The organism is Mesobacterium pallidum, from assembly GCF_019966535.1.
GTDB classification, from domain to species: Bacteria; Pseudomonadota; Alphaproteobacteria; order Rhodobacterales; family Rhodobacteraceae; genus Mesobacterium; species Mesobacterium pallidum.
Genome location: NZ_JAIMID010000038.1, coordinates 1 through 25,943 on the forward strand (window position 1 = coordinate 1; position 25,943 = coordinate 25,943).

Annotated in this window: 30 protein-coding genes and 1 pseudogene; 17 read left to right on the forward strand and 14 right to left on the reverse strand. The window is 58.1% G+C overall.

Annotated features, from left to right (window positions below; genetic code table 11):
• Nucleotides 1-160: 160 nt before the first annotated feature.
• Nucleotides 161-928, reverse strand: a complete 768-nt coding sequence (locus tag MF270_RS27280) for a DUF3047 domain-containing protein (protein WP_231886351.1) — start codon at nucleotides 926-928, stop codon at nucleotides 161-163.
• Between the two features lie 357 nt (nucleotides 929-1,285).
• Between MF270_RS27280 and lgt the strand changes: the two genes are divergently transcribed.
• On the forward strand, nucleotides 1,286-2,215 hold the full coding sequence (gene lgt / locus MF270_RS27285) for a prolipoprotein diacylglyceryl transferase (protein WP_050672452.1): 930 nt from the start codon (nucleotides 1,286-1,288) through the stop codon (nucleotides 2,213-2,215).
• 69 nt (nucleotides 2,216-2,284) lie between these two features.
• Here lgt and MF270_RS27290 read toward each other — a convergent pair whose 3' ends face one another.
• Entirely contained in the window at nucleotides 2,285-2,668 is a 384-nt protein-coding gene (locus MF270_RS27290; RefSeq protein ID WP_009824461.1) for a hypothetical protein, read from the reverse strand.
• Nucleotides 2,669-2,805: 137 nt separating this feature from the next.
• Here MF270_RS27290 and MF270_RS27295 point away from each other — a divergent pair, with 137 nt between their 5' ends.
• The gene (locus tag MF270_RS27295) at nucleotides 2,806-3,447 is read left to right on the forward strand and encodes a Crp/Fnr family transcriptional regulator (protein WP_108895363.1); all 642 of its coding nucleotides are present in this window, start codon (nucleotides 2,806-2,808) and stop codon (nucleotides 3,445-3,447) included.
• Between the two features lie 117 nt (nucleotides 3,448-3,564).
• On the opposite strand, the gene MF270_RS27300 is transcribed toward MF270_RS27295, so the two are convergent.
• From MF270_RS27300 to MF270_RS27335, 8 genes are all read right to left on the reverse strand, one after another.
• The gene (locus MF270_RS27300) at nucleotides 3,565-4,437 is read right to left on the reverse strand and encodes a cation diffusion facilitator family transporter (protein ID WP_237219250.1); all 873 of its coding nucleotides are present in this window, start codon (nucleotides 4,435-4,437) and stop codon (nucleotides 3,565-3,567) included.
• 85 nt (nucleotides 4,438-4,522) lie between these two features.
• Nucleotides 4,523-6,868: a heavy metal translocating P-type ATPase gene (locus tag MF270_RS27305; protein WP_043847221.1), complete on the reverse strand. Its 2,346-nt coding sequence runs from the start codon at nucleotides 6,866-6,868 to the stop codon at nucleotides 4,523-4,525.
• 121 nt (nucleotides 6,869-6,989) lie between these two features.
• Nucleotides 6,990-7,547, reverse strand: a complete 558-nt coding sequence (gene petA, locus MF270_RS27310; protein ID WP_009824465.1) for a ubiquinol-cytochrome c reductase iron-sulfur subunit — start codon at nucleotides 7,545-7,547, stop codon at nucleotides 6,990-6,992.
• An 87-nt stretch (nucleotides 7,548-7,634) separates the two neighbouring features.
• Nucleotides 7,635-8,225 (reverse strand): TVP38/TMEM64 family protein, encoded by a 591-nt coding sequence (locus tag MF270_RS27315; RefSeq protein ID WP_227512171.1) that lies wholly within the window; start codon nucleotides 8,223-8,225, stop codon nucleotides 7,635-7,637.
• 73 nt (nucleotides 8,226-8,298) lie between these two features.
• Nucleotides 8,299-8,442 (reverse strand): hypothetical protein, encoded by a 144-nt coding sequence (locus MF270_RS27320; protein ID WP_009824469.1) that lies wholly within the window; start codon nucleotides 8,440-8,442, stop codon nucleotides 8,299-8,301.
• Between the two features lie 70 nt (nucleotides 8,443-8,512).
• On the reverse strand, nucleotides 8,513-9,964 hold the full coding sequence (locus tag MF270_RS27325) for a multicopper oxidase family protein (protein ID WP_043847217.1): 1,452 nt from the start codon (nucleotides 9,962-9,964) through the stop codon (nucleotides 8,513-8,515).
• A 1-nt stretch (nucleotide 9,965) separates the two neighbouring features.
• Nucleotides 9,966-10,433 carry a rhodanese-like domain-containing protein gene (locus MF270_RS27330; protein WP_043847215.1) on the reverse strand — a complete coding sequence of 156 codons (468 nt, stop codon included), beginning with the start codon at nucleotides 10,431-10,433 and terminating at the stop codon, nucleotides 9,966-9,968.
• Between the two features lie 39 nt (nucleotides 10,434-10,472).
• The gene (locus MF270_RS27335) at nucleotides 10,473-11,024 is read right to left on the reverse strand and encodes an EF-hand domain-containing protein (RefSeq protein ID WP_067627155.1); all 552 of its coding nucleotides are present in this window, start codon (nucleotides 11,022-11,024) and stop codon (nucleotides 10,473-10,475) included.
• Nucleotides 11,025-11,213: 189 nt separating this feature from the next.
• Here MF270_RS27335 and MF270_RS27340 point away from each other — a divergent pair, with 189 nt between their 5' ends.
• The 4 genes from MF270_RS27340 to ccmI are packed head-to-tail and all read left to right on the forward strand — an operon-like array spanning nucleotide 11,214 to nucleotide 15,404.
• Nucleotides 11,214-13,214 carry a heme lyase CcmF/NrfE family subunit gene (locus MF270_RS27340; RefSeq protein WP_238368766.1) on the forward strand — a complete coding sequence of 667 codons (2,001 nt, stop codon included), beginning with the start codon at nucleotides 11,214-11,216 and terminating at the stop codon, nucleotides 13,212-13,214.
• A gap of 2 nt (nucleotides 13,215-13,216) precedes the next feature.
• A complete protein-coding gene (locus tag MF270_RS27345; protein ID WP_009824474.1) occupies nucleotides 13,217-13,783 on the forward strand; it encodes a DsbE family thiol:disulfide interchange protein in 567 nt (188 codons plus the stop codon).
• The gene (locus MF270_RS27350; protein WP_009824475.1) at nucleotides 13,780-14,250 is read left to right on the forward strand and encodes a cytochrome c-type biogenesis protein; all 471 of its coding nucleotides are present in this window, start codon (nucleotides 13,780-13,782) and stop codon (nucleotides 14,248-14,250) included. The genes MF270_RS27345 and MF270_RS27350 overlap by 4 nt, the downstream gene beginning before the upstream one ends.
• Nucleotides 14,247-15,404, forward strand: coding sequence for a c-type cytochrome biogenesis protein CcmI (gene ccmI / locus MF270_RS27355; RefSeq protein ID WP_043847209.1), 1,158 nt, complete (start codon nucleotides 14,247-14,249; stop codon nucleotides 15,402-15,404). Before MF270_RS27350 ends, ccmI begins: the two co-directional genes overlap by 4 nt.
• Before the next feature lie 280 nt (nucleotides 15,405-15,684).
• Here ccmI and MF270_RS27360 read toward each other — a convergent pair whose 3' ends face one another.
• The 3 genes from MF270_RS27360 to MF270_RS27370 all read right to left on the reverse strand — a co-directional run bounded on the left by MF270_RS27360 (nucleotide 15,685) and on the right by MF270_RS27370 (nucleotide 17,202).
• Nucleotides 15,685-15,996, reverse strand: coding sequence for a DUF2933 domain-containing protein (locus tag MF270_RS27360; RefSeq protein ID WP_037953520.1), 312 nt, complete (start codon nucleotides 15,994-15,996; stop codon nucleotides 15,685-15,687).
• Nucleotides 15,997-16,115: 119 nt separating this feature from the next.
• Nucleotides 16,116-16,658, reverse strand: coding sequence for a hypothetical protein (locus tag MF270_RS27365; protein ID WP_050672448.1), 543 nt, complete (start codon nucleotides 16,656-16,658; stop codon nucleotides 16,116-16,118).
• 97 nt (nucleotides 16,659-16,755) lie between these two features.
• Nucleotides 16,756-17,202, reverse strand: a complete 447-nt coding sequence (locus MF270_RS27370) for a DUF411 domain-containing protein (RefSeq protein ID WP_037953522.1) — start codon at nucleotides 17,200-17,202, stop codon at nucleotides 16,756-16,758.
• A 125-nt stretch (nucleotides 17,203-17,327) separates the two neighbouring features.
• Here MF270_RS27370 and MF270_RS27375 point away from each other — a divergent pair, with 125 nt between their 5' ends.
• The 10 genes from MF270_RS27375 to MF270_RS27420 all read left to right on the forward strand — a co-directional run bounded on the left by MF270_RS27375 (nucleotide 17,328) and on the right by MF270_RS27420 (nucleotide 25,371).
• Nucleotides 17,328-18,047 carry a response regulator gene (locus tag MF270_RS27375; protein ID WP_076695214.1) on the forward strand — a complete coding sequence of 240 codons (720 nt, stop codon included), beginning with the start codon at nucleotides 17,328-17,330 and terminating at the stop codon, nucleotides 18,045-18,047.
• Complete coding sequence (locus MF270_RS27380; RefSeq protein WP_050672446.1) at nucleotides 18,044-19,486, forward strand: ATP-binding protein; 1,443 nt, start codon at nucleotides 18,044-18,046, stop codon at nucleotides 19,484-19,486. The genes MF270_RS27375 and MF270_RS27380 overlap by 4 nt, the downstream gene beginning before the upstream one ends.
• Before the next feature lie 17 nt (nucleotides 19,487-19,503).
• A complete protein-coding gene (locus tag MF270_RS27385; protein WP_005619183.1) occupies nucleotides 19,504-20,097 on the forward strand; it encodes a L,D-transpeptidase in 594 nt (197 codons plus the stop codon).
• A 128-nt stretch (nucleotides 20,098-20,225) separates the two neighbouring features.
• Complete coding sequence (locus MF270_RS27390) at nucleotides 20,226-20,798, forward strand: L,D-transpeptidase (RefSeq protein WP_043847205.1); 573 nt, start codon at nucleotides 20,226-20,228, stop codon at nucleotides 20,796-20,798.
• The gene (locus MF270_RS27395; protein ID WP_005619178.1) at nucleotides 20,798-21,256 is read left to right on the forward strand and encodes a c-type cytochrome; all 459 of its coding nucleotides are present in this window, start codon (nucleotides 20,798-20,800) and stop codon (nucleotides 21,254-21,256) included. The genes MF270_RS27390 and MF270_RS27395 overlap by 1 nt, the downstream gene beginning before the upstream one ends.
• 5 nt (nucleotides 21,257-21,261) lie before the next feature.
• The gene (locus tag MF270_RS27400) at nucleotides 21,262-21,861 is read left to right on the forward strand and encodes a c-type cytochrome (RefSeq protein WP_106406159.1); all 600 of its coding nucleotides are present in this window, start codon (nucleotides 21,262-21,264) and stop codon (nucleotides 21,859-21,861) included.
• Nucleotides 21,862-21,865: 4 nt separating this feature from the next.
• The gene (locus MF270_RS27405) at nucleotides 21,866-22,756 is read left to right on the forward strand and encodes a c-type cytochrome (RefSeq protein WP_076695212.1); all 891 of its coding nucleotides are present in this window, start codon (nucleotides 21,866-21,868) and stop codon (nucleotides 22,754-22,756) included.
• Between the two features lie 16 nt (nucleotides 22,757-22,772).
• Nucleotides 22,773-24,161 carry a multicopper oxidase family protein gene (locus MF270_RS27410; protein ID WP_050686572.1) on the forward strand — a complete coding sequence of 463 codons (1,389 nt, stop codon included), beginning with the start codon at nucleotides 22,773-22,775 and terminating at the stop codon, nucleotides 24,159-24,161.
• Complete coding sequence (locus MF270_RS27415) at nucleotides 24,158-24,652, forward strand: c-type cytochrome (RefSeq protein WP_005619169.1); 495 nt, start codon at nucleotides 24,158-24,160, stop codon at nucleotides 24,650-24,652. Before MF270_RS27410 ends, MF270_RS27415 begins: the two co-directional genes overlap by 4 nt.
• Complete coding sequence (locus tag MF270_RS27420; protein WP_076695210.1) at nucleotides 24,652-25,371, forward strand: DsbA family protein; 720 nt, start codon at nucleotides 24,652-24,654, stop codon at nucleotides 25,369-25,371. Before MF270_RS27415 ends, MF270_RS27420 begins: the two co-directional genes overlap by 1 nt.
• Before the next feature lie 8 nt (nucleotides 25,372-25,379).
• On the opposite strand, the gene MF270_RS27425 is transcribed toward MF270_RS27420, so the two are convergent.
• Nucleotides 25,380-25,586, reverse strand: a complete 207-nt coding sequence (locus tag MF270_RS27425) for a heavy-metal-associated domain-containing protein (protein WP_005619165.1) — start codon at nucleotides 25,584-25,586, stop codon at nucleotides 25,380-25,382.
• 137 nt (nucleotides 25,587-25,723) lie between these two features.
• Here MF270_RS27425 and MF270_RS27430 point away from each other — a divergent pair.
• Nucleotides 25,724-25,861 (forward strand): annotated as a pseudogene (locus tag MF270_RS27430) (heavy-metal-associated domain-containing protein); the annotation flags it as partial.
• Nucleotides 25,862-25,943: the final 82 nt, after the last annotated feature.

Below are 25,943 nucleotides of genomic sequence, written 5' to 3' on the forward strand. Positions count from 1 at the left end.
CTCAGCATAACAACGAAAGCCGCCTGATCATGCCCTCAGGCCATCCGGGAAATTACACCACCTTGACGGACGTGACCCACCGTTGCGGAAGGGCGTCCCGGCGAGATATATTGATACATTGCAGATCGGCGCCCAGGTTTGGCGGAATACCGGAGAGCACCTAACGTATCTGCAGGTCCTGAATGGCCGCAAGGATCTTTCCGTCGGTATCATCGCTGTCGGCTGTCACCGCAAGACCGACCAGAACCTTTGGCATGTCCCCGAACGCACGCACGAAATCGCGATCCAGGTTCACATTCTCGGTGAAGTTGCCGGTTTGCGCCGTTTGCAGAATTTTCGATTTGAGACCCGTCGAGTAGGGGCTGTTCAGCAATGCGCCTTTCGCATGATTGCCACCCCAGACATAAACCAGCGCCCGCGTATTGGGATCACGCAGCAATTTGCGCGCCGTTGTTCGGCCAAGCGTGCTTGCGGTCTGCGGATCGACGAATATGAAGTACAAAGCAAGATTGCGATCATCGCCGCCGCGCCGTGTGAGGTCGGTTCCCTTAACACCCTGCGTGACGGACCATTCCCACATTGCTGCCTTTGCGGTGCCAAGGGCTGCGCTGACCGGACGCCAGAGAACCGAAACCGTGCCATCGGAAATCACGTCCAGCCGCCGACCTTGCAGGCCGTACTCGTTCGAAAAGAGCCGCAAGAGGCCCTGTTCTTTCCAGCTTCCATCGAATGGAATTGTCTTTCCTTGCGCATAGAGGGGCGGGGCGTTTGCAGCTAATGCAACAAAAGCGATGAAAAGTGTCGCTGCGAGGGACCGTATAAACATCTGAACTCCTTTTGCGATGCCGCTGGTCCTGCTTTGATCCCGGTTATCACCATTATGTGCCGTCATGATCCGTTGAATTGTGCCGGGCGCGCGCAACTTCAATGAACATATCCGTGATCATAGATGTGGTTGCGCAATGGTCGTTGCAGGACGCGGGAGCGAATTCAGATCATGGAGCGCGACCTTGATCGGCTGATTTCCCGCGACGGACGGATCCAGTAGGCGGCGGAGCTTCCAACCGTTACAAACAAGTACAAAACTCATGGGATACAAGCGCCTGAACACATGGACGCGGGTGCCGATGTGCGTCATCTCTGGTTCAACGGAACCGACTCCCGCACGCAAGGATGGCACATTCACCACAGCGCTTTGGGCTGGGGACAACAGGGTTGAACGCGCCAACGTCCGTTGCGGGAAACAAAATGTGGCCTTGTGTGAAACAGGCAAAGGTAACAAAGAATGCTGACTTCGATTATCCAATTTCCTGACATCGGAACAGAGATTTTTGCCGTTGATATCGGATCGTTCCGCTTTGCCCTGCGTTGGTATGCGCTGGCCTATATTGTTGGCCTCCTTATCGGCTGGCGCATCTGTGTCGCATTGGTCCGCTCTTCGTCAGTCTGGGGGGCCGGGGCGCCGCCGCTGCAACCCAAGCAACTGGAAGACCTGCTGACATGGATCATTCTGGGCGTGATCGTGGGGGGCAGGCTGGGGTTCGTGCTTTTCTATCAACCTCAGTACTATTTTCAGAACCCCGTCGAAATCTTCATGGTCTGGCAGGGTGGTATGTCATTTCATGGCGGCTTTTTCGGCGTGGTCGTGGCCACCTTGCTTTTTTGCTATCGCAACGGCGCACCCGTTCTATCAACGGCGGATCTGCTCGCTGTTGCAACACCACCGGGTCTTTTCCTCGGTCGGCTGGCCAACTTCACCAATAACGAGCTTTGGGGCCGTCCGACCGATGTGCCCTGGGCGGTGGCATTCCCCGGCGAGGCGGCCCAGTCCTGTGCGGGCGTCGTGGGCCTGTGTGGCCGCCATCCGTCCCAGCTTTATGAGGCTCTTCTGGAGGGTATCCTGCTTGGCTCGGTCCTGATCTTTCTGGCCTGGAAACGCGGTTGGCTGCGCTTTCCCGGAAGCCTTACTGGCCTGTTCCTGGCGGGATACGGAAGCGCAAGGTTCCTTGTCGAGTTCTTCCGGCAGCCTGATATGCAGTTCGTCACGCAGGACAACCCGATTGGACATGCGGTTCATTGGGCGGGCTATGGGCTGACAATGGGCCAACTGCTGTCGTTGCCGATGATTATCCTTGGCGCGGCCCTGATCGTATGGTCCCGCAGGCGTGTGACGGTTAATTCTGCGGATCTGGTGTCGACATCAGATTCTTTGTGAATATCCGAGCGTAGTGTTGGCGAAGTGACCATTGCGGCCTGGGTCCGCATATGAGCCTTGGGCGCGTGCTCAATGATGCGGCTTGCGTCCTTTCGCAATCATCAGATGGTGCTCTTGATGATGTACACCGATTGTCATCAGACCAAAGAAACCAAGGCCCTGTATTTGTTCACCATCGCCACCCACGATCAGTGCGACACCATCCTCCATTTCTTCTGACGCAACACTCCAGCCTGTTTCACCGGCAAGGAACGGTGCATGGGCGGGAACCATTGTGTTGATGGCCGACAGGACACGCGGGCTGCCACGCACTTCGAACCGTGCCCCGTCGGGCCGCAGAATGCGGGTGACCTCTGCCTTTCGTGTCAAAAGGTCCATATCGACCAGATGGTCCCTCAGTTTGTCGATATTGACGGCGCCCCAATCGGTTTCGGGATCGGCCTGGAGCAGCACAACTATTTCGGCCAATGCGGCGAAGGCGGACTGGCCGGTTTCCTGGGGCGTCGGACGCGTGACCCATGGATGAATGCATTTGTTGCGGCGTAACGGGTGTCGCAAGCAAGACAGCGAAGAGAACGGGTATCAGTCGCATGGACCAGCCTTTCCTGAGTGTATTCGGATTCAGCCTAGTACCTGATCGGACCCTGAAATATGATTTGGATCATATGATGCCTGAACCCTATAATCTCATACCGCCCTCCGCCTTGCGTCCGCTGACGAGGGCCGCAGGGGATACGGTCTTTCGTCAGGGCGCGCGGACCTGCGGCCTTTATGTTGTTAAGTGCGGGCGCGTTCATCTTGAGCGTGTCGGCCCGGATGGCGAACGATTTATCATCTACCGTGCCGAGCCCGGGATGAGCCTTGCCGAAGCATCGGTGTTTTCGGATAGATACCACTGCGATGCGGTCGTGGCGGAGGCTGGGGCGTTTGTACAGATCGACAAAGCGGCGGTCTTGTCTGCCTTTGCAGATCCGGATTTTGCACGCGCCTATGCGCGGCAAGCGGCACAGCAGATACAAGCGCAACGTCAGGCGCTTGAGATCGTAGGCATCCGCCGCGCAGAAGAACGGGTCTATGCCGGTATGGTGGCGGGCCTGCTTGAAAGCTCCGTTGTCGATTTTGCCAGCGCGCTGCACCTTTCGCACGAGGCCACCTATCGGGCCTTGCGAAAGCTTGTGAATGATGGCCGGATCGCAAATCCGACCCGGGGAACGTATCATTTGCGCCCCTGAATGGATCAGCCGGACCATGCCCGGTTCGAGATAACAAAAGGTGCGGTAGCAAAGCTTGGCGGGTATTTCGCTTGCCCGATAACAATGAGAATTGCTGCCCGCGACGATGACCTGTTTTCAAAGATCGCCGTTATGCCCTGTCTTACTGGTCGCCGCTGAAAGGTCGATTGCCTCAGCGCCGCTTTCGTCGAAGCACCGTGTTTCGATCTGCAGGGTTGCGAAAAAGAACCCGAAGTCCTTACGCAGCATGTCGTAGGCGGTTTGCAGGACCTCTTCTTGATCTGCTTGCTCTGTGACACGCAGATGCGCGGAGAAGACATGCTTGCCACTTGTCAGCGCCCAGGCATGAATATGGTGAACATCGGAAACCTCGTGCAGTTCTTCAAGGGTACGTTTGATTTCAGGCAGACTCACTTCGGGAGGCGTGCCTTCCATCAAAAGATGCGCCGCTTCTTTCAGCAATCCCCAGCTCGCCCATAGCAGGACAAACCCGAACGCCATGCCAAGCAGCGGGTCGATCAGCAGAAACCCGGTGAATTCGATTGCGAGGGCGGTCACGATGATCAACAGACTGCCAACAAAGGTCTGGATGATATGCCAGAACGCTCCCTTCGTGTTCAGATCTTCCTTGCTTTGCTTCCAGATCAGCGCAAGCGAAATGAACTCCGTAAAGAGCCCCCCGGCAGCCGCAATCAGCATCGGACCCGTTGGAAGATCAATTGGCGCAGACATGCGCATGGCAGCCATCGCGATGACAACAACCGCCATGGCCAGCAAGAAGCCGCCATTCACAAGGGCGCCGATGATTTCGGCGCGCGCCCAGCCAAAGCTCCGCTCTTCATCCGCCGGACGCAACGCCATACGCGCCGCGACAATGGCGACCAGCACACCGCCCACGGCCGAAAAGGTATGGAACGCGTCGGAGATGACCGCGATTGACCCTGTCCATAGGCCAATCGCCAGTTCAATCACAAAATAGATGCCGGTCAACTAGGCTGATATCGCCAGCCCCTTGCCGCCGGACGGCATATGCCCCTGATGTCCGCCTGCCATCATCTATCTCCTTAGTTTGCGACTAAAGCCGTACCCGTCGCAGCCGCAGTGCATTGCTAATGACGGAGACCGAAGACAGGCTCATCGCGGCGGCGGCGATCATCGGCGACAGAAGAAGGCCGAAAAACGGGTAGAGAATACCAGCCGCGATGGGCACACCTGCGGTATTGTAGGCGAAGGCAAAAAACAGGTTCTGCTTGATGTTTCGCACCGTTGCCTTTGCCAATCGGCGCGCACGCACGATGCCGACAAGATCACCACCCAGAAGGGTGATGCCTGCGCTTTCCACGGCAACGTCGGCACCGGTGCCCATCGCAATGCCCACATCAGCCGCCGCCAGGGCAGGGGCATCGTTCACGCCGTCTCCTGCCATGGCGATCCGGGCCCCTTCTTGTCTGAGGGAGTCCACCAATGCCTTCTTGTCTTCGGGCAAGACGCCTGCGTGGACTTCATCAATACCCAGCTTTGCGGCGACGGCTTCGGCGGTTTTCTGATTGTCACCGGTTGCCATTATGACCCTGAGACCGAGGCGATGAAGGTCATCGATGGCGTCTGCCGTGGACTCCTTGATGGGATCGGCAACAGCGACAATGCCGGCAAAAGTGCCATCTATCGCCACAAGCATTGCTGTCTTTCCAGATTCACGAAGGTCGTCCGCAGCAAATTCCGCAATCGAAGCGTCAACGTTGATCTCTGCCATCATGGCGGGATTCCCAAGTGCCACGACCTGGCCATCGACCATGCCTTTCACGCCCTTGCCAGTCACGGCTTCGAATTCCGTTGCGTTCGGAAGCGTCAGCCCCCGTGCCAGCGCACCCTCGACTATTGCTTCGGCCAGCGGATGTTCGGAGCCCCGTTCGAGGGCCGCAGCCATTGTCAGCAGGTCATTTTCAGCCTTGTCCCCCGTGGGCACCACGTCTGTCAGCTTGGGGCGCCCTTCGGTGAGTGTTCCGGTCTTGTCAACGATGACGGTATCGACACGCGCCATGCGTTCCAGTGCTTCGGCGTCTTTGATCAGAACGCCAGCCTGTGCCCCGCGGCCCGCCGCCGTTGTGATCGAAATGGGCGTCGCAAGGCCCAAGGCACAGGGGCAAGCAATGATAAGAACGGATACGGCTGCAGTAACAGCGAAGGCGAGCGCGGGATCGGGCCCTAAGAACAGCCAGACAACGAAGGATATGATCGCAATGACGACAACCGTCGGAACAAAGACGGACGATACCCGGTCCGCCAGACCCTGAATCGGCGCGCGCGACCGCTTTGCACCTGCCACCATGTCCACGATCTGGGACAGGACCGTGTCCGCACCGACCTGTGTGGCCCGGATCGCCAATGTGCCGTTCTTGTTGATCGTGCCGCCTGTGACCCGGTCGCCTTGTGTTTTCTCGACCGGCAACGGCTCTCCGGTGATCATACTTTCGTCGATAGATGAATGCCCTTCGAGGACCTCGGCATCGACGGGTATGCTGTCGCCGGGGCGTACCCGCAACCTGTCACCCTCAACAATGTGTTCGAGAGGTGCGTCATATTCCGTCCCGTCCGGCAGGATCCGCCGCGCCGTTTTTGGTGCGAGATCGAGCAATGCACGGATGGCATCACCCGTCCGTTCGCGGGCGCGCAACTCGAGCACCTGACCGACAAAGATCAGCGCAACGATCACAACCGCAGCTTCGTAATATGTCCCGACGCTTTGGCCGTTTCGATACGCTTCGGGGAAAATGCCGGGCAGGAATGTTGCGGCAAGCGAATAGATATAGGCAGCCCCGACGCCAAGCGCGATCAGGGTCCACATGTTCGGCGATATATTCCTGATCGATTCCCACCCCCTTTTGAAGAAGGGAAGAGCCGCCCAGAGAATGATCGGGGTTGCGAGGACGAATTCGATGTAGACAGCCGTCTGATGTCCGATCCATTCCCGCACAGGTAGGCCGACCAGTTCACCCATCGTCAGGATAACCAGCGGAACGGCGGCTGCCGCGCTGATCCACATGCGTGTTGTGAAATCGGACAACTCTTCTGACGGCTCGTCCGATGGAAGCATCGGTTCAAGCGCCATGCCGCAGATCGGACAGGACCCGGGCTCATCCTTCAGGATTTGCGGATGCATCGGGCAGGTCCATTGCGTACCGGCCTCGCCATGTGCTGGTGTCTTTTGGGCGTTTCCCGACGCATAGTAAAATGGGTCTTTGCCAAACTTGGTTTCGCAGTTTTCCGAGCAGAAATGAAAGACCTCTCCATCATACTCGGCACTGCGCGTGTCTTCGTCTATCTCGACGGTCATGCCGCACACCGGGTCGGTCGCTGTATCTGGGTCTGATGCGGTCGAGGTGCGCGTCATGTCGTGATGATGTTCTTGGTCCGTGGCCATCTTCTAATTCCCGTTTTCAAGACAATTGAACACATAACCCTTCCAGTTACTGGAGGGTCAAGACTCTTCCGACAACGCTGCGTATGAATTTTATGGGCCTTCGCGATGCGCGAAGCTCCTGTCAGCCCAGGGTCAGTATCATGTCTTCCGAAACGGACATCGTGGGAATATGCAGGTTCTCCGGTGCCGGACCCTTTCGAATGCGTCCTGCTGTATCATAATGGGAGCCATGACAGGGACAGAACCAACCACCAAAATCGCCGGCTCCGTCACCAAGTGGTACACATCCCAGATGCGTGCAAACGCCTATCATGACCAAGAAATTCTCATTTCCCGCCACTGCCCTGTTTGCATCGGTGGCCAGGTCATCTCCGGATATGTTGGGATTTCTGGCGACGGTATCAGGAAGGGAAAGCACATCTTCCGAACGGGCCTGCGCGATTTCCGCGTCGGTCCTGTGCCGGATGAACACCGGCTTGCCGAGAAAACTGACAGTCAATTGCGTTCCGGGTTCCACACCGGAGATATCGACGCGGATCTGGGACAGCGCGCGGACATCGGCGGATGGGTTCATCTGATTGAGCAATGGCCAGACCGCAGCCCCTACGGCAACCGCGCCCGTTCCGGCGGTGGCGTAGTACAGGAAATCCCGGCGGAGTTGTGGTGTTTGTGTATCCATAGCGATTCACGGTCGCAGCTTCCTGTGGGGGAAGGTCAATGGTAAAGTAGGCAATCACGGTTTTCATTTTTGCTGACATACTCAGACTTAGGAAGCGTTGGTTGACCGATTTGTTCGCCAGAGCGCTGCGACCAGCAACGGTGCGGCAGTCATCAATCCAAGACCGATGATGATCCACTCAGCAGTGCCGAAATCTCCCGACATGGCCTCTGCTCCGAAATGCGCGAGCAGGAAACTGGCTGGAAGAATGCCTGCCAGAGTTGCGATCAGGAACCGCCAAAGGCGCAGGCGGCTGAGACCGGCAGCGTAGCTCATTGCGTCAAACGAGATGAAGGGCAAGAGGCGAGACGCGAACACCGTCAACATCAACAGATTTTGAGAGCCCAATAACCCGAAACCGGCCTTATCCCCAAGCCAGCGCTCAACGTGGTCGCGCCCGATATAGCGGGCGATGATGAATGCCACGAGTGCACCCAGTTCCGACCCGATGGCGACATAGACAGCTCCGGCAACATGACCATACGCCGCGCCTGCCACCAGTGCGACCGGTGCACTTGGAATGGGGCTTGCCACGATCGAAACCATCATGAGCACGATGATGAGCAACGGTCCCAAAGCGCCGGCCCGCTCTATCCAGACCTCGATAGTCTCGCGGGCTATCGCCGGGCCATATCCCATTGCCCATATGGCTATCAAAAGTACGCCAAGCGCAACCACCAACCATAGCCCAACCCGATGCAGGCGCGGTTTGCTAAGCGGCATGGAGCACCAAAAGAAAGAGAGCTGCGAAGACAATTGGCCTTTGCTCGGGCAAGATGAAATGCATAGGCGCAGAGATGACGATCAACAGCCCGCCGGCGAGGGTCAGCCGCTTGATGTGCAATTCGGTTTTCATCTCAAACCTCTATCGAGGAATAGGATTCCCCTAAAGGTTCCTGTCAGCGGAGGGTAAAGGGATTTCTGCGCTAAGCAACACTGAATTGCCCCATCATGCCGCCGTCTTCGTGTTCCAGAATGTGGCAGTGATACATGTAGGGCGCAGCCGCTGAGGCAGGTTTTTCGAATTTCATCGCAAGCTCCACTTCACCATCCACCAGTACCGTATCCTTCCAACCCCTGTTCTCTGCACGCGGTGCCGTACCGTTTTCCGACAGGACCTGAAACCGGACGCCGTGAACATGGAACGGGTGCATCATCATGGCCCCACGCACAATCCAACGCTCGATGCTGTTGAGTTTGGTGGAAAAATTGAGCGTTCCCGAATCGTATGACGCGCCGTTGATCGAAAATCGGTTACCGGACCGCGAGAACATCATCCCCATGCCCATCGACATATCCAGTGACAGACGTCGGACTGGCGCGTCCTTGACCGCAAGATCAGGCAACTGCCCGTCCAGAGAGCCGGGCAGGGCGTCGATGCGAACCGGAAGGGTTGTGTCGACAGCGAAAGGCAGCACGGTGAATGGACTGCCGGAACCGCCGCCGCCCATCATTCCGCCCATGGCCGAATTAATGATATCGTCGGACTTCAAAACACTGTCCCGCCCGCTTGTGAAATCCACAAGCACTTCTGCGCGCTCTCCTGGTGCAAGGGTCAGGCGGTTCAGCGCAATCGGTCGATCCAGAAATCCGGCATCTGTCGCGATGAGATGAAGCGACCGGCTGTCAGACATGGACAGGCGGTAAACCCGCGCATTCGAGCCGTTGACGACACGGCACCGCACGATCCCCTTCGGAACCGCTGCCGACGCGCCGATTTGACCGTTCACAACCATTGTGTCGCCCTGAAACCCGTTCATGGACTGGTGCATGCCGGGATCGTATTTCAGGCGTCCGCGCCAGTTGAACTGACGGTCCTGCAATACAAGGGTCAGATCATCGACCCCGTAGGCGGATGGCAATCCACGGGCGTCATCCGCGTCATCCGTCACCTGCAGAACACCCGCCAGCCCCAGCATGACCTGCCGTGCCGTCGCGCCGTGAATGTGGCTGTGATACCAGGCCGTTGCCGGGGGCTGGTCAAGGTCCAGCACCGGCTTCCAGGTGTCTCCCGGTGCGATGGCCTGATGTGGTCCGCCATCGAACTCACCGGCAACAACCAACCCGTGCCAATGCGCCGACATCGGCTCGCCAAGCGTGTTGTGCACCTCTGCCCGTGTCTCGACCCCGGCCTGCACCCGGATCGTCGGGCCAAGGTATCCCTGGTTGTAGCCGAACGTTTCGCTGGCGGCACCGTCGTCAAAACGGGTCTCGCCCGTGCGGGCTTCCAGCTGAAAAAGCCGGGATGTCGTCGCATCGAGAAGGGGAGGATACGCGAGCCTCTTGTCCGATGCCGCGAATGCAGCCGATGGCAGGGCAAATGCAGCCCCAAAGCCTGCGGCATGGCCCAACAGTTCTCGACGGTTCAACAGTTTCACTTCAACTCAATTCCTCTGGCAGCGCCGCCAGAGCCATATCGACACTGACGACCGGATAACCGCCCGCGATCCAGCCCGGTCCGGCGGCAGAACCGAGCATGCCTTCGGATACGTCAAGAAAGCCGCTGTAGCCAGCCTGCCGAAGACTTCGCATGACGCGGCCAGACCGCCCGCCTGTCGCACAGATGAGCGCGACAGGCCGCCCTTCGGCCCGTTCCCGGGCGGCAAAAAGCCGCTCGGCGAAACGGTCCTCATGCAGGCTGATGGGCCAGGTACCGTCGGCAACGCCGGTGTCGGTCCATTCCGGTCGCGACCGAACGTCGATCATCCGGATCAGGTCCTGTTGCAGCGCATCTGCTGCCATGTCCGCCGACCAGACCTCGGCGGTCTGGGCGACAGCCGAGAAAGGTGCAACGGAACTGGCCAACATCGCAAGGCTTGCGCCGCGGCGCGTCAGAAAGAAGGCCATAATTTGCCCCCATCAAGCTGAGTGCCGCAGGCTTGACCCTTATTCGCTGTCATGATGACCTTCCATGTCCGTTCCGGTGGAAGTACCGTTCATTTTGCTCATCCGTGTACCGGCATCTTCCATCTCGTCCTGAGAGATCTGGCCGTTACCGTCCGCATCGAGATGCTGAAAGCGATCTACCATGCGCGCGCGCATTGCGTCCATATGCAAGGCTTCGAACTCGTCAAGTGTCAACGCTCCATCGGAATTCGCATCGAACTCCCGCATTTTTTCGGACATCTGCGCGGCCATTTCATGAGGCTGTCCACCGGACATCATTGTCGACATCATGTCCCGATCCATCATTCCCATCATGTTGCCCTGGCCACCCATCATAGCGGCATGCATCTTCATCATTTTTCGCATCATCGGCATCATGTCCCCGCCCATCATGCCCATCTGATTGTCGCCATCGCCCATCGCCATGCCGGACATATTCCCGCTGTCAGGCTTGCTGTCGGCAGCCCCGTCGGATTCCGCAAATGCTGTTTGCGCCATGCCAACCGCGATCACCACGCCAAGCGCAATAATTTCTTGTTTTTCATTTCTCATTCCTTTCAGACTTACCCTAGATACATTGGCGTTATAGCGCTTTGATTAAAGGCCAAGCGCGGGCCGTTTTGTAATCATTTGTCACAGCATCCTGTTACAAACGGTGACAAAGCAACCACTCACAGTTCGCCGGACGATTTGCTAGACAGACGTCGATCCAGTGAATTCATTGAAGAGGCTGATGATCCTTTGACACCTGAAATCGGTCATTTCGCGCTGGCACTGGCCTTGGCCATGGCGCTTGTTCAAAGTGTGCTGCCCATCCTCGGTGCGGGGCGCGGAAACATCCTGTGGATGCAGTCTGCCAGATGGTCCTCGTTCGGTCAGGTTTTCTTTGTCGGCATCGCGTTTCTGGCGCTGATGCAAGCCTTCGTCACAAGCGACTTCACGGTCAAGAACGTGGTGGAGAATTCCAATTCACTCAAACCGATGCTGTTCAAGGTGGCAGGCACCTGGGGCAGTCACGAAGGATCCCTGTTGCTGTGGACCCTTATCCTGACGGTGTTTGGTGCGGCGGTCGCCCTCTTCGGATCGAACATTCCTCTGTCGCTGAAGGCAAGAACGCTGTCGGTGCAGGCCTGGATCAGTGTCGGTTTCCTGACTTTCATGCTGCTGACGTCCAATCCCTTCGACCGCGTTTTCCCTCCGCCAGACGACGGTCAGGACCTCAACCCATTATTGCAGGATGTCGGTCTCGCCATGCACCCGCCGCTTCTCTACTTCGGGTATGTCGGGTTCTCGATTGTCTTTTCGTTCGCGGTTGCCGCCCTGATCGAAGGGCGGGTGGACGCGGCCTGGGCACGGTGGGTACGTCCGTGGACGCTGGCTGCCTGGATGAGCCTGACCGCAGGCATCGCGCTGGGATCCTGGTGGGCCTATTATGAGCTTGGCTGGGGCGGCTGGTGGTTCTGGGACCCCGTTGAGAACGTCAGTTTCATGCCATGGCTGATGGGCACGGCACTGCTGCATTCCGCAATCGTGACGGAGAAACGGGATGCGTTCAAAAGCTGGACAATCCTTCTGGCGATCCTGACTTTTTCCCTATCGCTCTTGGGCACGTTCATTGTCCGATCGGGCCTGCTGACCTCTGTGCATGCATTCGCGGTCGACCCGGAAAGGGGACTTTATATCCTTGGATTGCTGGCCGTTTCGATCGGCGGTTCCCTTGCTCTGTTTGCCTGGCGCGCGCCGACAATGGAGCCCGGCGGCCTGTTTAAGCCGATCAGCCGGGAAGCGGGGCTATTGGTGAACAACCTGCTGCTGGCCACGGCCACCGGCATTGTGCTGTTCGGCACCTTGTACCCGCTCTTCTACGAAGCCGCGACGGGCGGTGAAAAACTGTCGGTGGGGCCGCCCTTCTTCAATGCGTCCTTTATTCCCGTGATGCTGCCGCTCGTCTTTGCGATGGGGCTGGGGCCTTACCTGTCCTGGAAACGTGCCGATCTGGCGGGCGTTCTGCAGCGGTTGCGTTTCGTGGTCGTTCTGGCCGTGCTCGCGACATTGGTGACCTGGTATCTCGCCGAGGGCGGTCCGGTGTTGGGGTATCTGTCGCTGATGCTTGCATTCTGGCTGTTTTTCTCAACCCTGCGGGAATGGGCGATGCGCATAAAGCTGTTTGAGGCACCGTTCCCGGAATCGGTGCGCCGTGCACGCAACCTGCCCAGATCCTCTCATGGGATGACACTGGCTCATGCGGGGCTCGCGATGGCGATGTTCGGATTTATCGGCTCGACGGTCTGGAAATCCGAGGAAATCATCTTTGTCCGGCCCGGTACAGAGGTCAGCATTGGTGGGTTCGATGTCACCTTTGAGGGGGCCGAACGTGTGCGTGGGCCAAATTACTTCGCGGATCGTGGCACGCTTCGTGTGGCCCGGGAGGGGAACTATGTCACCGATCTCTTCCCGGAGCGGCGTACCTATCCGGTCGCGCAAACCACCACCACAGAGAGCGCCATCAGATCGACAATGGCCGGTGATCTCTATGCGTCCATCGCAAATCCGGCCGCCGAGGACGAGAGCACGCAAGGGGCTTGGACCCTGCGCATCCTGTATGAACCTCTGGTCAACTTTATCTGGATCGGATCGGCGATGCTTGTGCTTGGTGGGGGTCTTTCGCTGTCTGACCGGCGGTTGCGCGTCGGGGCACCCCGTCGCAAGGCGAAAGCGCCCGCAGCACTTCCTGCGGAGTAGGCATGGGACGTATACTGGCATTCATTCCGCTGGCAATCGCGGCCATTTTCGGGGGGTTTTTTCTGTGGGGCTTGAACCCGGACCGGGACCCGAACAACATTCCTTCGGTTCTGATCTCGCAGCCGGCACCCGAATTCGATCTGGCCGCTGTCGACGGGTTGGAGACGCCAGGGCTTTCCCGCGCCGATCTGGTCGGGAACCCGCGACCGGTCATCGTGAACGTGTTTGCCTCGTGGTGCGTGCCCTGCCGGGCCGAACACGGGGTTCTGACCCAGATGGTCGAAAAGGACGGGCTGACGTTGTTCGGGATCAATTACAAGGACAAGCCGGAGGATGCGACTAAATGGCTTGCTGAGCTTGGCAATCCCTACGAAAGGATCGGGTCTGATCTGAGCGGCAGAGTGGGGATTGAATGGGGCCTTTCGGGCGTACCTGAAACATTCATTGTCGGCTCTGACGGGACGGTGTTGTTCAGATATGTCGGCCCCGTCGTGGGCGAAACGGCGATTTCCACATTCAGGGAAGCATTGATCCAGGCTGGCGCGTTAGCAAGGGGCCAGAACGGATGAGATATATCGCATTTGCTTTCCTCCTGCTGCTTCCGGTGACGGCCTTGGCGGTCGAGCCAGACGAGATGTTGCAGGATCCTGTACTGGAGCAACGCGCCCGTGAAATATCACGGGAACTGCGCTGCGTTGTCTGCCAGAATCAGGACATCGACAGCTCCAACGCCGGGGTTGCGCGGGACCTGCGCATACTGGTGCGCGAAAGGCTTGTTGCCGGTGACAGCGACAAGGAGGTCATCGCGTACATCCACGCCCGGTATGGCGATTATGTCCTGATGCGCCCGCCCCTGAATCGCGCCACTCTCGCGCTCTGGATGGCGCCCTTCGTGTTTGCGCTTGTTTCGCTGCTTGTCGGCTGGACCGTCATTTCGAGAAGCCGGCGCAGGGCTGCCGCAACGGGATTTTCCGATGACGAAAAAGCGGAAATTGCGCGTTTCATTGAAGAGAACGCTTCAAAGGACGGTTCATGATCTGGTTGGTTTTCGCCCTGTTATCCGTTGTCGGTCTGCTTTTCATGGGCCTGCCGCTGCGCCATCGGTCGTCGCGGACACCCGTCCCGGCTGACGCCACGGATGCGGTCCTCATGGATCAGTTGGATGAGGTTCGGCGGGATCTTGAGCGCGGTGTCATTTCCGACACCGAGGCCACGGCGGCGGAGCAGGAGATCAAGAGACGGATCCTCGTGCAGTCGCGCCGGTCCGTTCTGTCAGATGGGAAACCGGCGGCAGGGGGCCGCTTGATGGTCGTTCTGAGCGCAGTGTTCGTGCCGGTCTTCGCTTTTGGATATTACTCCGCAATGGGCTCGCCAGAGATCCCAGGTGTCGCCTTTGCCGAACGTGCCACTGAACGGCAGGAAGCGGCGGAAATCGCCGAATTGACAGATCGTCTGTACGTCCGGCTCAGTTCAGACCCCGAAGGCGGGCCTTCGGAAGGCTGGATGCTGCTGGGGCAAACCTATTCGAAAATGGGCCGGTATGCGGATGCAGCCGATGCATATAGAGTTGTCGCACAACGACCGGAGGCCGATTCCGCCGTCTTCTCCATGTTGGCCGAGGTTCTGATCTACGCAGAGCAAGGTGTGGTGACACCTGAAGCGGACACCGCGATTGATCGGGCGTACGAACTGGATCCTTCCAATCCCGGTGCTGCCTTTTTCAAGGCAGTCTCGCTCGAGCAGAAGGGCGATGAGGCTCGGGCTCACGAAACGCTGGTGGCCCGGCTGGACGATGCGGATAGGTTTTTCCCGTGGATGGAAAGCTTTGTTGGCGAAGCCAACCGGATTGGCGCGAAGATCGGCAAGGCTCCGATCTCGCTGGCCGACTATGCCCCGAAGACCAGTGCGTCCGGCCCGACACAGGAAGACATCGAAAACGCGCAGGACATGAGTGTGGAGGAACGACAGGATTTCATTCGCTCGATGGTCGAACGGCTGGCCACGCGGCTGGAAGATGAGCCTGACGATCTTGATGGATGGATGCGGCTTGGCAATGCCTATTCGGTTCTGGGTGATACCGCGCCGGCAATCGCGGCGTTTGAACACGCTGAAATCCTGTTGTCGGAGGTGCCGGGAGATGACCCGCGCCGTCAAGCCGTGCAAAGCGCGTTGGAACGGTTGCGCCCGTAGTGGCGTGGGCGACCGTCGCTGTGCAGGTGAATGTGAGGCAGGATCAAGGTTTGGCGCTTAATCGAAAGCCCATCCGGTCCGGCCGTCGTCACAGACTATTTCGTGGGTAGTACCTTCAGACTGACCGACCAAGCGACATCCTACGGGAAGCATGACGTCGTGTGCCGCATCCCGTGTCACGGAAGGGGGCTCAAGTGGGCAAAGCTTGCCCGAGGCCGACTGGGCACAACCGCCGAGGGCCAGAATACCTGCAATCGGAATTCCGATTGTCAGCCGCGTTCTAGCGGGCGCGTACCAGTTCTCGTTCGGGAGCTTGGCCATCTTCAAATTCTGCATCCACAGTCGCCTCGTTCGCCTGTTCAACTCTTGACCCGTGACACGACTTTCCCATCATCCTGTGCATGACGACATGCGCACCAAGACAAAGTGCGAGCGGCGCAAAAAGGCCGACGTTGCCCCACAGACCCGCGATCGTGCCGCCTGCAATAAAGAATGCGGCGACTGGAAACAACATAACGGCACAACAGGCCATCATACCATACTGCATCAGTTTCGATGAACCGGTGGATTTTTGACTTTGATTGTCAGACATGTAGCTCTCCAGAATATGCTCGTGTTCTTCTGCGACATTCCAGTGAGGCAAGGTCAAGGGTACATTCGGATACAATTTGATCAGATGACAGCCTGCGGGTCGTTGACCAAGTTGGCCCGTCAGGTTGCCAGATCCAACGCATAGGACAGGAATGTGACGAGGGGGATCGGGGTCAGGCTGAACAGCAAGGCCATGCTCATTGTCCTGAACATGGTAGGCTTCGATGCCTCGCCAGAAGGTTCTGTCAGAACCACCAGAAGCGCGATGAAGGTGCCGGGCGCCAGGGCATAGAGATATACGCCCGAGATGTTCCCAAACATGAACGACCGCTCGAGCGTTGGTCCGACCACGCTCAAAGCTGTTGCACGGCTGCCGTTGAACGAGCCGAACAGATCGGCCGACATCACATAGACGGCAATGTGAACCCCAATGAATGCGACACTCCGCAGCAGGCCATCTAAAACCAGGTAAACAATCGGCCGATGCTGGTACTGCTTCAGCGCGACCGATGCGGAAACGAACCCCAAGTAATTCACGAGGAAAACGACCACAAACCCATTGGTAAAGACCTGCCGGAGGAAGCGCGAGAGCGCGGTCCCATTCGTCAGCAGCAGCGTCGCAAAACCAGGCGTTGCGAGGATGTAGACAAGCAGGAACGGCAATATGCTTGCCAAGCTCAGAACGGATACGTTCCAACAAAATCTGCCGAATGGTAAGGTCGGCGAAAAACTTTGTCGGAACGTATCGCGGGCAAACACGTCAGCCGTGGGTTGCGAAGACTTGCGTCGACCCATCCATCAGTACAAGCAGCACATCATAGGGATCACCTTGGGGGCCCATGCCGGGCGAACCCATGGGCATTCCCGGTGCTGTCAGTCCGCGCGCGACAGGTTTTTCGCTCAGCAACCGCCCGATGTCAGCCGCAGGCACGTGACCCTCGACGAAATATCCGCCCACGGACGTAGTGTGACATCCTGCCAGTTCCGGCGCGATGCCGTGTTTCTGCTTCAGAACCTGAAGCGTGTCGTAATCCACGTCCTCGACCGATGCCTTGAAACCGGCAGAGATCATCTCATTTACCCAAGCGCCGCAGCAGCCGCAGGTCGGTGTCTTTGTCACCTGCAACGTGGGTGCGGCGGTTTGCGACAAAGCAGGCCCGGCCAAGGCCAGGCTGAGTGCCGTAAGGCCAAATTCACGTCGGTTCACTTAAAACTCCTCGATGTTCTTCCTTAAATAGTTGCTCGGTATCCCGAAGTCGACTGCCCGCGCTGTTACATTTGGCTACAAACACGGGATGGGCGTCCCTTGGTGAAAATGACTATGTTGGCGGCATGAGCGATCTGCCACGCATCCTTGTCGTCGATGACCATTCAGAGATTCGGAAATCCGTCACCAGTTATCTGGAACGCAACGGCATGCGTGCTTCAGCGGCGGAAAATGCAGTTGAGATGGACGCAAGGCTGGCGGAAGCGCATTTCGATCTGATTGTCCTCGATGTGATGATGCCGGGGGAAGACGGGCTGTCCGCGTGCACGCGATTGCGCAAGGAAGGGCATATTCCGATCCTGATGCTGACCGCATTGGGTGACGACGAAGACCGCATCGCGGGTCTGGATGGCGGGGCAGACGATTATCTCGCCAAGCCGTTTAATCCCAAGGAACTGGTGGCGCGGATCAACGCGATATTGCGTCGGACGCAGCTGATCCCAAAACCGAATGGTTTTGCGGGGAAAACGTTGAAGTTTGCACACCTAAAGCTGGATTTCGATGGCCGCACACTGATTGACCAAGGCGGTTCGCGTACGCAACTTACATCCGGTGAACTCAAACTCCTGACCCTGTTCCTGCAAAGGCCAAGGACGGTCATTGGCCGCGACGAGCTGCTCAAATTGAGCACCGGCCGGGTCGCCGGTCCATTGGACCGAACCATCGACAATCAGGTGAGCCGGTTGCGCCGGAAGATGGAAGAGGACGTTTTGCGCCCGAAGATCATCGCGACTGTCCGGCAGGGGGGGTATAGTCTTTCCTGCGATGTCGAGATTTGCGAATGAAGCTGCTTCCGCGGACGTTGCGTGCACAGATTGCCCTTCTGGTCCTCGGTGTCTTGATCCTCGCGCAAGCTCTGAGTCTTTGGTTTTTCGTTGATGAACGCTCGTTAGCCATTCAGGCCGCCATCGGTGCCGAAGCCGCCGGAAGGGCCGCAAATGTCGCACAGTTGATTGAAGGCGCACCCCCGGAATTGCATGCCCAGATCGTCCGCGCGGCAACGTCTCCGCTCGTACGGTTCGACCTTACAGACGAGCCGTCGGTTGCACACGGACAACACGATGACGGTGGAGCGGTCGAAGCGCGGATACGGGCACTGCTTCAGGAAAGCTACAGCCGGGATATCCGGGTTGAGGTTCATGAAATCGAGGGAGGTCTGCTGCCCCTTCCGAACCTGTCACCGGAAATGGCGCAAATGCACGCCGAAATGATGCAGGGCAGCCTTGCGGCCATCGAGATGGAGCTGTCCATTGCGCTGTCCGGTGGGAATTGGCTCAACATCGAGACGCGGTTCGAACGGCCGCCTCTGCAAAGGTCGCTGGCGTCCAACATATCCTTTGCACTGACTGCGGGACTTCTGCTGGTTGCAAGTTTCTGGTTTCTCCTGTCCCGACTGACCGGACCACTCAACGATCTCGCGACTGCGTCCGAACGCCTGGGTCGCGGCGCCGCCAAGGGCGATCTGCCGGTCGTAGGGCCGAAGGAAGTTCGAGATCTGACCCGATCATTCAACATCATGCAGGATCGCCTGACGCGATTTGTCAGTGACCGGACCCAGATGCTTGCAGCGCTTGCGCATGATCTGCGCTCGCCTTTGACGGCGCTTAGGGTGCGGGCCGAAATGGTGGACGACGAAGACACGCGCACGTCCTTGGTGGCGTCAAGTGAAGAGATGCAACGGATGGTCGATGCGACCCTCGATTTCGCGAAGGGCGTCGGACAGCATGAAGAGGTCCAATCGGTTGATTTGCACGATCTGATCACTGGTATGGGCTTGGACAAGGTTCAGGTGACCAGCCAAGGTCCACTCATCGTATCCGTGAAACCAAGCGCGATGGGGCGCGCGTTGAGAAACCTGATTGAGAACGCGATCCGCTACGGGAGTGAGGCCAGGGTTTCGTGGCAACGCATGGGCAGTGAGGTAGTGGTCGCCATCGACGATCAGGGGCCCGGTATTCCCGACAATCAGCTGGAGGCTGTTTTCGGACCCTATGTCAGGCTCGAGACGTCGCGATCACAGGATACCGGCGGTCATGGCCTGGGGCTGTCGATTGCGCGCAGCATCATCCTTGAGCACGGTGGTTCTATCGAACTGAAAAACCGCACTGATGGGGGTCTGCGCGCTGAAATCACGCTGCCCGTCAAACAAAGCGCCGAGTCAGCCCCGAAAGAGGAAGGCTCGCCACATATGGCGCGGGTTGTTCGTCACCTCAAACCCGACTAGTTTAGTGAGGCAAGTATATGAAACGAAGATATTTCCTGACTTCTGTTGCAGCTCTTTCGGTGAGTGGAAAAACAGCATTCGCGCATAGTGACGCAGAGCACGACCGGCGCGTCGGGCCATCTGTGGTGCCCCCGGAGCAGTTGCCGCGCCAGGTTCCGTTCACCGAGGCAGACAAACCGGGAGAAATACATGTCGATCCGAACCAGTTCGCTTTATTTTGGACTTTGCCGAACAATCGGGCAATCAGGTATACCGTCGGAATTGGCCGGGAGGGGCTCTATGAATCCGGCGAGTTCTATGTCGCGCGCAAGCAAAAGTGGCCGCGGTGGACGCCCACACCCGCCATGATAGCCAGAGATCCTGACCGATATCTTCGTTTTGCGGGCGGTGTGCCCGGTGGGCTGAACAATCCACTCGGTGCCCGCGCCTTGTATCTTTACCAGCCAGGGCGTGGGGACACCTACCTGAGAATTCACGGCACAACGGATCCGAAGACGATTGGTCGACGTGTCTCAAACGGCTGTGCAAGGCTTACCAATAATCAGATCATCGAACTCTATGAGAAGGTCCCGCTCGACACGCGTGTTGTCCTGAAACCCATCGAGGTTTGAGGCAGCAGCGCGAAGACGTGTCCGTTGGCCGGGATACATATCGTTACATAATATCAGGCCCCGAACTGTTCATGAAATGCGACCAGGCGGGTAGTCTAGTGGATAGGCAGACAACAACATGAGGCCATATGATGACCCGCAAGCAAACACGTGTAACGCGTCGAGCATTCACGGCAGGTGCCGCATCGGCAGCTTTCGCGGCCCCGTCCATCCTGCGTGCGCAGGTGGATCAAACCAGTGTCCGAAGGAATATCTCATCGTTTCGTACACACGCTTGGCAAGACCACTTTGACGCTTTGGACAAGGGTATCATCATCGCAGACACCGTTACCCGCGTGATGCAACACTGGACGGCCGATGGCGAAATGCGCATTTATCCGACATCGGTTCCCTTGTCTGACGAGCTGACAAAGCGCGGCTACACGACAGTCACGTTCAAGGACCCCGAACCTGACTGGACCCCTACACCCTCCATGCGCGAACGTGACCCGTCTTTGCCAGCCTATATGCCGCCCGGGCCGGATAACCCGTTGGGCGTCCGTGCCCTGCACCTGAGTTGGACGTACTACAGGATTCACGGCACCCATGATACGCGCAAGATCGGAAGACGCTCTTCAAGCGGGTGTATCGGTCTCTACAACGAGCAAATCATCGAGGTGTTCGAAAGGACACCGGTCGGCACGCAGGTACGATTAATCTGATGTCGAAGTCCGGCATCCTGATTGCGGCGTTTTTTGTCGTCGGTGGCGCGGTTGTGATCTGGCAGCAATTGCAGCCATCGTCTTCGATGCCCGGCCACACAATGACAACGCCTGATCTTTCGCAGACGGAAGAGGGCGCGCCGATTGCAGACGTGGTTGTGCCTGCTGAATTCTCAGCAAATGCCCAATTGGGAAAGCGTGTTTTCGATGGCGCTTGCGCCGCTTGTCACGGTGCGAATGCTGCCGGACAGAATGGCGTGGCACCGCCGCTTGTCCACAAGATCTATGAACCGAGCCATCACGGTGACGCCGCTTTTTTGCTTGCCGCGAAACAAGGTGTCAGAGCGCACCATTGGAAGTTTGGCAATATGCCGCCAGTTGAAGGCGTCACACCCGGCGATGTGAAGATGGTTGTTGCATATGTGCGGGAACTTCAGCGCGCCAACGGGATCAATTGACAGGAATGACCAACATGAACATGAAGATATGGATTACTGCCATTGCGATCGGGACGACCGGCGTTGCTGCCTTGGCGCATTCCGGAGCAACCGGCGTGGTGCTGGAGCGGATGCAGGGCATGTCCGCGATGGCCAAAACACTCAAGACGCTATCACCCATGATGCGGGGTCAGGTACCTTATGACGCCGATGTCGTCCGCAGGGAAGCTGGCGCGATGATCGGCCATGCCGGTGAGCAAATGACGCGACTGTTTCCTGAAGGCTCGGGTGGCGGAGTGTCCAAGGCGTTGCCGTCGGTCTGGGAAAACAGCGAAGAGTTCGCGGCCCTTGCGCAAGAGTTGAGAACAGCCGCCGAAGGATTGAAGTTGAGCGCAGGCAATGGGTTGGCCGCAGCACAGGGCAACGGTAGCGAATCAATGATGGGCGGCGCCACTGACGGGATGATGGGTGGCGGGTCCGCGCCTGCAATGGGAGGGGGCATGATGGGATCGGACCTTCCCATGACGACCGAGATGTTTGCGGACATGCCGACCGACCGTGCGTTCGCGATGGTCGCCCAGACCTGTTCGGCCTGCCACCAGAAGTTCCGCAAAGAGGACAAGTGATCAGATGCGGTGGTGGCGTTGGATCATCGGTGCGGGGGTCGTCGGCGGCATCGGCGTTGTCGCGGCAACGATAGCCTGGCCGATCGGTGCGCCAGTCTCGGACCTGACCCTGCAAGGCGATGCCCAGCGGGGGTCGTATCTGGCGCGCGCCGGTGGATGCATTGCGTGCCACACCAACTTTGAAGCTGGCGGGGCGCCATTGGCAGGAGGAGCGCCGCTCCGGACCGATTTCGGGACATTCTATCCGCCAAATCTGACCACCGATGTCGAATTCGGGATTGGCGGCTGGACAGTAGAAGAGTTTGCAAAAGCGGTAAGGCAGGGAATTTCCCCGGACGGAGACCCCTATTATCCCACCTTCACCTACCCGTTTTATGCAAACTACACGGATCAGGACATTGCCGATCTGTGGGCCGCGTTCCAGACCGTGCCAGCCGTGAATGTGCCGACCCCGTCCCATGAGGTGCCTTTTCCGTTCGATCAGCGATGGGGGATGAAACTTTGGCGGGCGGCTTTTCTGACAAAGCCTGACACCGCACCAGAGGCGGACCGAAGCGATGCTTGGAACAGGGGCAAGCTGCTGGTCAACGGGGCGGCACATTGTGCTGCCTGCCACACAACGCGGAACTTTGCAGGCGCACGCATAGTATCGAAGAGGTTTTCCGGCAACGACGCCTTGCCGGGAGGTGGCAAAGCACCTTCGATCCGGACGCGCGATCTTGTGTCCGAAGGCTGGACAACAGACGATATGGCTTATGCATTGCGATCTGGCATAACGCCGTCTGGCGACGTATTTGGTGGATCAATGGCCGAAGTCGTGCGCTATGGCACGGGCTTTCTGAGCGACGCAGACCTGAATGCGATGGCCACCTACCTGCTGGACAACAAATCATAATCTTGGGAACCCACGAATGATCACGCTCAATCGCCGCCAATTTCTGGCAACATCTGCTGCGTTCAGTGGTCTGTCGGCCAGCACTGGATTTGCGGGCACGCCATTCGCGACCCTGACAGCCCAGCAAAGCGACGTGCAGCTGCTGCCCGGCAACTATGGCAAGACATCGCTTTGGTGCTTTGACGGCGGCTCACCCGGTCCGGAGATTCGCGTGGCGCAGGGGGGGCGTGTCCAGCGCAGATTGGTCAACCGGTTTTCTCAGGGAACGTCGACGCATTGGCACGGCATCCGCATCGACAATGCGATGGATGGCGTTTCCGGCCTGACACAGGATGTGGTCCAGCCGGAGGAAACATTCGACTATGACTTTACTGTCCCGGATGCCGGGACCTATTGGTACCATGCCCATAATAGGTCGTTTGAGCAGGTGGGCAGAGGGCTTTACGGTGCACTGATCGTGGAAGAGGCCGAGCCTCTCGACATTGATCGCGAGGAAGTCCTGATCCTGGATGATTGGCTTATTGACCCCGAAACCGCGCAGATCAAAGACGACTTCGGAGCGCCTCATGATCTCAGCCACGCAGGGCGCATCGGCAACCTGCTGACGACCAATGGAACCTTCAATCTGGGCCTGAGTGCACGCAAGAACGAAAGACTGCGCTTGCGGCTGATCAATGCTGCCAATGCGCGCAATTTCCAACTGGGGCTGGAAGGCCTTGACGGTTGGGCGGTTGCTTTGGACGGCATGCCCCTGGCTGCACCCATTAAGGTGACGGAGCCGATGATCCTCGCTCCGGCTCAACGGATCGACCTGATCGTCGATGTGGTCGCGGATGTTGGTGAAACGGCTCATATTCTTCAGTTCGGCCGGGAAGAGGCCTTCAGCCAGGTTACATTCGAGGTCGTTGAGTGGGGCTCGAAAAATCGTCGAGACGCGCCTTTGGCCTTGCCGCCGAACGACCACAGGATGGTCGACTTGAGTGAAGCCACGATGCTCAGCCTGAGTATGGAAGGCGGTGCCATGGGGCGGATGAGGTCCGCTTCCCTTGGGGGCGAACTCAAGCCGATCGGCGAGATCGTCGAGGCCGGGTATTTCTGGTCGTTCAACGGCAAAGTGGACGGGATCAACGGTGATCCCCTTGCGCGGCTGGACCGCGGCCAGAATGTACGATTGAAGATCGTGAACGACACGGCGTTTCCGCACGCGATGCACCTGCATGGCATTCACTTCCACGAGGTCGCCGAAAACGGCACCCTCGGACCGCTGCGTGACACGACCCTTCTTGAACGGGGTCAGACGCGCGAGATTGCCTTTGTGGCGGACAACCCGGGCCAATGGCTGCTACATTGCCACATGCTGTCGCATGCGGCTTCGGGCATGATGACCAAGATCGTCGTTGGATGACCCCGCGATCCGTCTATCTTGCGTTGGGCGTAGTTACCGTTGCGGTGGCTACCATATTCCTGTGGACCCGGTCCGGCGGAACCGACCATACGGCGGAAAACCTCATCAACTCCTCAGCCGATGTGGCCGCGGGCGAAGTCCTCTATGCCGAAAATTGCGCCGCGTGCCATGGCGCAAATCTGGAAGGTGAAGAAAACTGGCGCAGTCCGCGTGATGACGGAAGCCTGCCCGCACCGCCGCATGATGCAAGCGGCCACACTTGGCACCACGCGGACAGCATGCTGTTCGCCTACACCAAGCTGGGGGGCGCCGAGGTTCTCGCGGCGCAAGGCGTTGACTTCAACAGCGGCATGCCCGGTTTCGGCGACCAACTGAGCGACGGGGAAATCTGGGACATCCTCGCATACATCAAGTCAACATGGCCGGAGCGTGAACGCGCCACGCAAGCCGAGCGCACGGCCCAGGATATTGCCTCACAAGGAGACGGATAATGAAAAGATTCTTGGCTACCACCGCACTGTTAATGCTTCCCATCGCTGCGACGGCAGACGGCATGGACGAAGACCGGATCAAGGAACTGATGCTGGAAGCCATCCGCGAGAATCCGGGCATCGTGTTCGAGGCCGCGCAGTTGTTCGAACAGCAACAGCAGGCGTTGCAGGCGCAAGCCGCAGCGCAGGTTCTCGATACGGAAAAAGCCACGCTTGAAAATGATCCCAATGCGCCCGTTCTGGGCAATCCGGATGGCGATGTCACGGTTGTCGAATTCTTCGACTACAACTGCCCCTATTGCCGCCGGGTTAAACCTGAAATGGAGGCATTGCTTGCCGCTGATCCCAACGTCAGGGTCGTTTACCGGGAATGGCCCATTCTGGGGGACGGGTCGGTTTTTGCCGCCCGCGCGGCGCTGGCGTCCCGAAACCAGGGCAAATATGAAGAGTTTCATTGGGCCATGATGCAACTGAAGGAACGCGCAGAGGAAGCATCGATTCTCCGCACTGCGGAAGACATCGGCCTCGATGTTGCACAGTTGCGTCGCGACATGAACGGACCGGAAATAGAAGAACACATACAGACTTCCATGCGGCTTGCGCAATCTCTGGGGTTCAGTGGCACACCTTCATTTGTGATCGGCGACAGTCTTGCGCCGGGCCTGATCCAGGCGGACCAGATGATCGAGCTTGTCGATCAGGCACGGGCCGCCGAATAAGGACAAGCTTACGCGGCTGAAGCGTCGTAGCCAGCGTCAACGATGGCTTGCCGCACAGCGGCCTGTTCCAATGTGCTTTGGACAGTGACAAGGCGAAGGTCCAGATCGGACGTGACAACGGCTGATGGATCCTTTGCCTTGATGCCGCTTTCGATAGCGGATGTACAGTGTCCACAGCTCATTTTCGGGACGGAAAAAATCATGAAGGCCTCCATTTTTGGTACAACCTCAGACTTGGTCGTTCCATCGGGAGGAAGGTCAAGCAAATATCAGAAAAATAAATGAGATACTCTCTTGAGCTTCCAGCAACTGGAAGCCCTATATCAGGGTAAGTTCAACCGAGGAGTCTCTCATGACCGACCCCAATACGATACGTCTGTCCGTTTCCGGCATGAGCTGCGCGTCCTGTGTGGGCAGGGTTGAAAAGGCTCTCGGCGAGGTTCCAGGCCTTTCGAACGTCAGTGTCAATCTGGTGAGTGAAACGGCACAGTTTCAGTAACCACCCGGTTGCTACCGCCTGCCGGATTTCGCTGTGAGGCCCTAAGACACGTGCATAGCGACGTCGCAAACGA